Source organism: Clostridium psychrophilum, assembly GCF_018861705.1.
In the GTDB taxonomy this organism is placed as follows: domain Bacteria; phylum Bacillota; class Clostridia; order Clostridiales; family Clostridiaceae; genus Clostridium_AD; species Clostridium_AD psychrophilum.
In genome coordinates this window covers 1-8,073 of sequence record NZ_JAHLEC010000133.1, presented here as the reverse complement: position 1 = coordinate 8,073, position 8,073 = coordinate 1, and the positions used below count along the sequence as shown (strand labels likewise).

At 28.9% G+C, this 8,073-nt stretch carries 7 protein-coding genes; 5 read left to right on the top strand and 2 right to left on the bottom strand.

Translation table 11 applies throughout. From position 1 onward, the window contains the following. Window positions 1–298: 298 nt before the first annotated feature. The gene (locus tag KPL38_RS17180; protein ID WP_216290366.1) at window positions 299–517 is read right to left on the bottom strand and encodes a hypothetical protein; all 219 of its coding nucleotides are present in this window, start codon (window positions 515–517) and stop codon (window positions 299–301) included. Window positions 518–671: 154 nt separating this feature from the next. Here KPL38_RS17180 and KPL38_RS17175 point away from each other — a divergent pair, with 154 nt between their 5' ends. The 5 genes from KPL38_RS17175 to KPL38_RS17155 all read left to right on the top strand — a co-directional run bounded on the left by KPL38_RS17175 (window position 672) and on the right by KPL38_RS17155 (window position 7,113). Continuing rightward, window positions 672–1,379, top strand: coding sequence for an SGNH/GDSL hydrolase family protein (locus KPL38_RS17175; RefSeq protein ID WP_216290365.1), 708 nt, complete (start codon window positions 672–674; stop codon window positions 1,377–1,379). A 343-nt stretch (window positions 1,380–1,722) separates the two neighbouring features. Further along, the gene (locus KPL38_RS17170; protein WP_216290364.1) at window positions 1,723–2,409 is read left to right on the top strand and encodes an ABC transporter ATP-binding protein; all 687 of its coding nucleotides are present in this window, start codon (window positions 1,723–1,725) and stop codon (window positions 2,407–2,409) included. 15 nt (window positions 2,410–2,424) lie between these two features. Continuing rightward, the gene (locus KPL38_RS17165) at window positions 2,425–4,932 is read left to right on the top strand and encodes an ABC transporter permease (protein WP_216290363.1); all 2,508 of its coding nucleotides are present in this window, start codon (window positions 2,425–2,427) and stop codon (window positions 4,930–4,932) included. 144 nt (window positions 4,933–5,076) lie between these two features. After that, window positions 5,077–5,781, top strand: coding sequence for a response regulator transcription factor (locus KPL38_RS17160; RefSeq protein ID WP_216290362.1), 705 nt, complete (start codon window positions 5,077–5,079; stop codon window positions 5,779–5,781). A gap of 87 nt (window positions 5,782–5,868) precedes the next feature. Continuing rightward, window positions 5,869–7,113 carry a HAMP domain-containing sensor histidine kinase gene (locus KPL38_RS17155; protein WP_216290361.1) on the top strand — a complete coding sequence of 415 codons (1,245 nt, stop codon included), beginning with the start codon at window positions 5,869–5,871 and terminating at the stop codon, window positions 7,111–7,113. Between the two features lie 66 nt (window positions 7,114–7,179). On the opposite strand, the gene KPL38_RS17150 is transcribed toward KPL38_RS17155, so the two are convergent. Beyond that, window positions 7,180–7,842, bottom strand: coding sequence for a hypothetical protein (locus KPL38_RS17150; RefSeq protein WP_216290360.1), 663 nt, complete (start codon window positions 7,840–7,842; stop codon window positions 7,180–7,182). Window positions 7,843–8,073 lie beyond the last annotated feature (231 nt).

The following is an 8,073-nucleotide window of genomic DNA, read 5'->3' as shown; positions in this document are numbered from 1 at the left end:
TTCACAAAGACCCACCATAAAATTCATTTTGCAATCATAGTACATTTCCATGTCAATTGATAATATATCATTCATATTCATAAGTTTACTCACCTTCAAAAAGTATTTTATGAATATATTCGACATAAAACTTAAAATTCCTTTTTGTAAATAATTGTAAAATAATTTCTTTTTAGTAAATAACTAGTTTTAAAAATCATTCAGCGGAATATAAGTTATATCTACAAAATTATTACTATTTAATTTGACTAAAATAATTGATGTTGGGAAAAAGAAAAAAAGAGCACATATGTACTCTTTATATAGGTTTAAAAGAAAAGGATGAAAATCTCACAATAGATGGATTTATTACGGTTAAAGCTATAACGAATCCAATAATTATAATTAGGCTTGTTATAATCAAGTTTCTTCGTGTACTTTTTTTAATATCTAATTCTATATCTTTGCTCTCATTCATTTTGGCTTTAGCAGCATGAAGTTTCTCTATATTAAAGCCATGACTATCATTTTTCGCCATTTTCACATTACTCCTTTATGTAGCTATAGTACATAATATGAAATATTAATTTAAATAATACATAAAATATAGCTCAATCACTACATTATATATTTTACAATTAATGCATAATTATGGTATATTAGTAATAGCTATACGAATTGGAGGTTATTATATGGAAAAAAAATATATTAAATATGGTGCAGCTATATTATTTGCAGTAATTTTAATTAGTGTTGGTTTTGTTTATAGAGAAGGTGGAGTAGGATATACAAAATATAAAGTTTATGCTAATACGATATATAATAAGAGAGAATTTAATAATAACCAAGTGACATTTTTAGGAGATAGTATAGTTGATAAGTGTAATTTAAATGCATTATTTAATGATGGTAATATAGTTAATGAAGGTGTTTCAGGTAATACAACTACTGATATTTTAAATAGGTTAGATGATGTCATAAAGTATAAACCTAGTATATTATTTTTGCATTTTGGAGTTAATGATTTAAAACAGGCAAGCAAACAATATACTAAAATTGATGTTGATAAATCTACATACAATTATAGCAAAATAATTGATATTATAAAAACAAAATTACCTAACACTAAAATATACATTGAAAGCATTCTTCCAGTAGACAATAATATTATCGCAAAACTACACAAAGCGAACAAAGAAAAGGTGTTATACATTAGTAATGATTATATATATGCATTTAATACTAATTTAAAAATAATAGCATCGAGTAATGGAATAACTTATATAAATCATAATACATTTAATCCAACTACAGAAACAGTGGATGGTATACATCCTAATGTCAAAGGATATTTTATTTTGAAAAATGACCTAAAGAAATATATTAATAAATCGAAATAATGAATTAGCTTATAATAATTAAAAATATTTTAAAATGAAAATACTGCATTTAGGGGGAGCCCAATGCAGCATTTTCATTCATTATCAATCTAATAATATTATTATGTTAAGGTTGATGTATTTAAATTATAGACAATTTTATAAATTCTATTCACTTTTTCAAATATTATTGATTTATAATTTTTGTATAATTAGTATATATTTTTCATTGATGAAATAAGGGTTATCTTACAAAACTGTAAGATAACCCTTATTTTTGTAAGTAAAGCGATATGGAGTATGAACATTTTGAGTTGTATACTATGTTTATAGTGGTGAGATAAGAAAAAAAGGGGAGATATAAATGGAAATTTTAAAGGTTGAGAATTTAAAAAAAACATATGGTAAAGGTGAAAACAAAGTGGAGGCACTTAAAAATATTAATTTATCAGTTGACAAGGGTGAGTTTGTAGCAATTGTAGGGGCATCGGGCTCTGGTAAAAGTACACTTCTTCATTTACTAGGAGGCCTTGACAGACCAACATCTGGAAATGTAGTTATTGATGGAGAAAGTATTTATAAATACAAAGAAGAAAAACTTGCAGTGTTTAGAAGAAGAAAGATAGGTTTTGTATTTCAGTTTTATAACTTATTACCTATTTTAGATGTAGAAGAGAACATGGCACTTCCAGCACTACTAGATAATGATAAGGTGGATAAAGTTTATCTAGAAGAACTTATTAAGGTACTTGGATTAAGCGAGAGAAAACACCATTTACCATCAGAATTATCAGGAGGACAACAGCAAAGAGTTTCAATTGGTAGAGCTGTATTTAATAAACCATCAATAATACTTGCAGATGAGCCAACAGGGAACCTTGATACTAAAAATTCAAAAGATGTAATAGAATTATTAAAATTCACTGCTAAAAAATATAATCAAACGTTAATACTCATCACTCATGACGTTAATATAGCAGCAATGGCAGATAGGGTTATAACTATTGGAGATGGTGAAATAACTTCGGACAAGAATTTAAAAATCAAATAAGGGAGGAGGAAAAAAATGATAACTAGTTATAAACAACTTACAGGAAGATATCTGAAGAAAAACAAGAAAAGAACCACTCTTACGATTATTGGAATAGTGTTATCAGTAGCACTTATATCAACAATAGGGCTTTTCTTTAAAGGGATGCAGGATGCAGAGATACAAGATGTTAAAAATAATTATGGTTCTTACCATTTAGTATTTCAAAAAACAAATGCGAAGTTAGTATCTAAAATAGTCAATAACCCTAAGGTTTCTAGAAGTGGATCTTATACTATAAATGAGGGAGTAAAAATAGGTAATAAATTATCTGTTGACATAATAAATGCAACAGATAAGGCATTAGAACTTTTCCCATATAAAACGAAACTTGGGAGATTACCAGAGAAACAAAATGAAATAGCAGTAGAAAATTGGGAATTAAAATACGTTGATAAAGATGCTAAAGTAGGAAATAAAATTAAAGTTAACAATAAAGAATATACTCTTGTAGGTATACTGCAGGATAGTGTAGCAAGTCAGACCAGTGGTAATGGAATAATGTTATCGAAAAATAATAATATAAACAATCAAAAGTCAGTGTTACTAGTAGAAATAAGCTCAAAAACAAACTTGAAAACTGCTCTTCGTGAATTAAAGCAGTTAGGAGAGAAAAATTCTGTTTTGGAAAATGAGGCCTTAATACAAATGCAGGGAGCAGGAGATGCGGGTTCTGGAATGGGTGGATTACTTGTAGCTTTAGCTATAATAATTGGAATAGTGCTAGTAGCAACTATAGCAGTTATATATAACTCATTTCAAATAAGTGTTGTGGAAAGAATTAAACAGTTTGGACTTTTAAGAGCAGTGGGAACTACGCCCAAGCAAATTAGAAAGATTGTACTACGAGAAGCAACAATACTCGCAATAATAGCAATTCCTCTTGGATTAATATGTAGTCTTATAGCTATCTGTGGGATAAGTATAGCATTTAAATTAATAGGTGTAGATTCGGTTATGCCTATAAAAATTTCAGCATCACCCATGGTTTTAAGCATAAGTGCAGCAGTGGGACTCTTAGCAATATACCTATCTGCGCTTGTACCGGCATATTTTGCAGGAAGGATATCGCCACTGAATGCTATAAGTGGTAGAACATCAATAACAAAGGAGAAAATAAAGAAAAGAAAAAATAGAGTTATTCAAAAAATATTTGGATTCGAAGGAGCCCTGGCTGCTAAAAATATAAAGAGAAATAGAAAAAGATATAGAATAACTGTTTTTTCTATAGTAATAAGTGTAGTGCTATTTGTTACATTTAAGTCGTTTATGGATATGTCACTAAATATATCAGATGACATTAATGATTCAAAAAACATTCATTTCTCAGTTGTTGGAAATAATAAAGGTACAGAAAAAATAATAATAGATAATAAAATAGAAACTTCTATTAAAAAATTGAATGTAGTGGATAAGACATATAAAATATATGATTCATATCAGTTCGATGCTGCAATAAATAACAATAGCAAAGTTAAAGAAATTCAGGACATGGGGAATGTATATAAAAAAACAACTTTAGGTGGAGTAGATAAAACTCTTATAGGAGGTTCTATTGCAATCTATGATAAGGACTCATTAGAAGTTTCTAAAAAATATTTAAAGTCAGGAAATATTAATGAAGAAAAACTAAACAGTGAAAATGGAGTAATTTTAATTAATAAGAATGTAGTATATAACGAAAAAACGAAAAAAAATTATTTTGGGCCAATAGCAAATGTAAAAGTAGGAGATGAAATAGACCTTCAATATAATGCTAATGAAGGTGGCGAGTCTAATATAGCAAATACAAAATTCAGTAAAGGAAATGTAAAAAAAGTAAAAGTTATGGCTATTCTAGCAAATGATCCTTTTAATTATAATGGAGATTCAAGTGGATTAAAAATAATAACAACAAAGAAAATGGGAGAAAAATTGACGGGGGTAAAAGAGATTAAGCCTGCTAACTTAAATATAGTTCTTAAGGATGTAAAGTATGAAGATGCGGGTAAAATGGGAATAGAAAATGCAATAAAAGCTGACCCATCTTTAATGGTTATAAATAATATAGATAACAATAGAAAAAGTAAATCATCAACATTGATGATTAAAATATTATTGTATGGATTTGTATTGGTAGTTTCTTTAATAAGTAGTGTTAATATTGTAAATACACTAACAACGAATATTATACTTAGAAAAAGAGAGTTTGCTACATTAAAATCTATAGGGTTAACGCAAAAGGGTTTAAAGAAAATGATAGTGCTTGAGGGGCTTCTTTATGGAGTTATAGGTGCCATATATGGTTCCATAATAGGTTGCGGAATATCTTACTTATTATACAAGGCAATGGCAGGATTTAGAGAGTTTGGTTGGATTGTACCTTGGAATGCACTAGCTATTGCGACAATCGCATCTCTGATCATTGGGTATGTGTCTGTATTATCACCACTTTCAAGAATTAAAAAATCCAATTTAATTGAATCAGTCAGAGAAGATTTTTAAAAATCTTCTCTTTTCCTTTTTAAATAATTTTAAAAAAACAAATAAAATTTAGAAAATTATATAATTAGTCTCTTTAAATTAAAACATAGGTGAGGTATCATAAAGGTATATGTATAATACAATTTTTAGGACGAGGTGAACAAATTGAGCAGATTATTATTAGTTGAAGACGATGAATCATTAGCCCTTGGCATAGAGTTTTCTTTAAAAGATGGTGGCTACGAAGTTTATAGGACATCAACAGTAGAAGGCGCAAAAAAAATATTTAATAGAGAGTCACTAGATTTGATTTTATTAGATGTTAACCTACCTGATGGAAATGGATATGATTTATGCAAACACATAAGGTGCAAAAGCGATGTTCCAATAATATTTTTAACAGCTCTAGATGATGAAGTTAATATAGTACAAGGACTTGAAATAGGCGGAGATGATTACATAACAAAGCCTTTTCGTGTAAGAGAACTTTTATCAAGAATAAAGGTTGCTATAAGAAGAAATTCTAAAAACATAACCAAAGAAAATATAATAAAAAGTGAAAATATATTTGTTGATAGTATAAAAGGAACAGTAAGAAAAAATGGTGAAGTTATAAATCTGACATCGCAAGAATATAAGCTCTTATTAATATTTATGAATAAACCTAAAGTCTTAATGAAAAGAGATGAAATATTAAGTGAACTTTTAGAAGGAGATGATCCTTTTTTTGATGAAAACACACTTTCTGTTTATATTAAAAGAATAAGAGATAAAATAGAAGATAACCCGAAAAATCCGCAATTCATAGTTAATAAACGTGGATTAGGGTATAAATGGAATAAAGATTGTGACACCGAAGTTGATGAATAGTGGTGAAAGTGATAATTGAGCACTGCAGGTGATAACGCACCGCAGGTGATAACTACAGCACCGCAGGTGATAACTAAGGAGTAGATTATGAAGAGATATTTTATTAATGCTGAACTAAAAATAAGTACGGTAGTTCTTTTGTCCTTAATGACTTTATTTTTAGTTATTACATCCTTAAGTCTAAAAGTCTATCATGATAATTTAAAGGATGATTACATAAAGAGCTTGGGGGCAATTAGCGAAAGAGTAGTTGAGAAAGATCCAAAAATGGAGAAGGAAATTATACCTCTTATTACAAAAGAAGTTTCGAGTGAAGAGGCAACAAAGGGAAAAGCTCTTTTAAAGGGGTATGGACTAACACAAAATTTAGAAGATGAACTTTTTCCATATGCTAGAACAACTATAACAAATAATAATTACACAATCATTATAATATTTATTTTTATGACGGCTATATTATTTACACTTAATTATTTCCAATATAGTTTTGTATATAAAAGAATAAGAAAATTGACTGGTGCAGCAAAAAAAGTAGTTGAGGGAGATTATGATATAGCTATAAATGAAAATAAAGAAGGCGATTTTTCTAAACTAGCAATTTCATTTAATTCCATGAGTGGAATTATCAGAAACAATTTAAGTGAACTAGAACGTGAAAAAGAATTTTTAGTGGATTTATTATCAGATATATCGCATCAGCTAAAAACACCACTCTCATCAGTGATTTTATATAATGATATTATGGTTAATAAAGAGTTAACAAGGGTTCAAGAGGAGGCTTTTTTAACAAATAATCAGAATCAACTAGAAAAGATGAATTGGTTGATTAAAAATCTACTTAAACTTGCTAAATTAGATGCTAAAGCAATAGAAATTGTAAGGGAAGAACAAAGCTTAAATGAAACACTTCAAGATTCAATAGATGCACTTGAGAGTAAAGCAAATGAATGCAGGGTTAATATTATCTTTAAAGAAGAAGAAAAGATAAACTTTAAGCATGATAGGTTGTGGTTACAAGAGGCATTTATAAATATTATTAAGAATGCTATAGAACATACTTTGCCTAGGGGAACTATAAGCGTAGAGCTTATGCAAAATCCTCTATATACAAGAATATTAATAGAGGATACAGGGGAAGGTATAAGTGATATAGATTTACCTAATATATTTAAAAGGTTTTATAAAGCAAAATCTTCAAAGAAAAGTGATTCTATTGGAATAGGATTGGCACTATCAAAGTCAATAATTGAAGCACATAATGGTATTATTGAGGTGGCAAGTAAGATAAATATAGGAACAATATTTACAATTACGTTTTTGAATGTTAAATGAAAAGCCTTCTACATTTTTGTAGAAGGCCTAACTATTTATTATAGTTTAAAATTTAGATTAGTATTATTAATAAATCCTGTGAATACTTATAGTTCCAATAGGACCCAGTAGACCTACTAATACCAAACTAATAGCACCATTTGAATTATTAACAAATCCAAATGTATCGCCTGCTGTTGCGGCATAAACTATATCAGAACCATTTAACAGTGGGTTTGTGGCAGTAATAGATATACCACCAACAAAGGTTAAATCAGGAAACTTAACCATATCAATTTGTATAGAAACCGTACCGGGATCAGGAGTAACACATAATCTCCAGTCGAATACATAAACACCTGTGGTATTAACTGTAAGTATACCTGTTAGTGCATTATAACTGTAGTCAGGACCTACAATACCTACAGTATCATAAGGGATTACTTCTCCCACTGCAATTCCTACTCTATTAGTTGTTATAACACCGTTTAGATATGAATTAAAACCTGGACCTATTGGGCCTTGTGGCCCACCTGGTCCAACTGGTCCAACTGGTCCAGCTGGACCAGGTAAACCGTTTTTACATTTAGGTTGGTAGCAGGGATAATCTTCATCACTGCATCGCCAGAATGAATGAGTAGAATTATTACATTCATATTTTTCGTAACCATCATTTTGGGTTGAATGATTATTGTGACACTGTTGGTTTAAGTAAAACGTTCCATTTTGATTATTATTAGGGTTACTCATAAAATACACCATTCCTAAATTTAGTATTTTCTTTATAAGATATGTTAACATAGCACTTTTGGTTAATAAAAATTTAAAGTATGTAAAAAGCCCTCTACATTTAAGTAGAAGGCTTAATATTATATTATGATTATCCCACAAAAAGCTTGTAATTACTTCCAAACGTAGTAATTATGATATAATAATATCAAAATCAGTACGTAGAGGAGGATTACTATGTTTTGCAAAAAT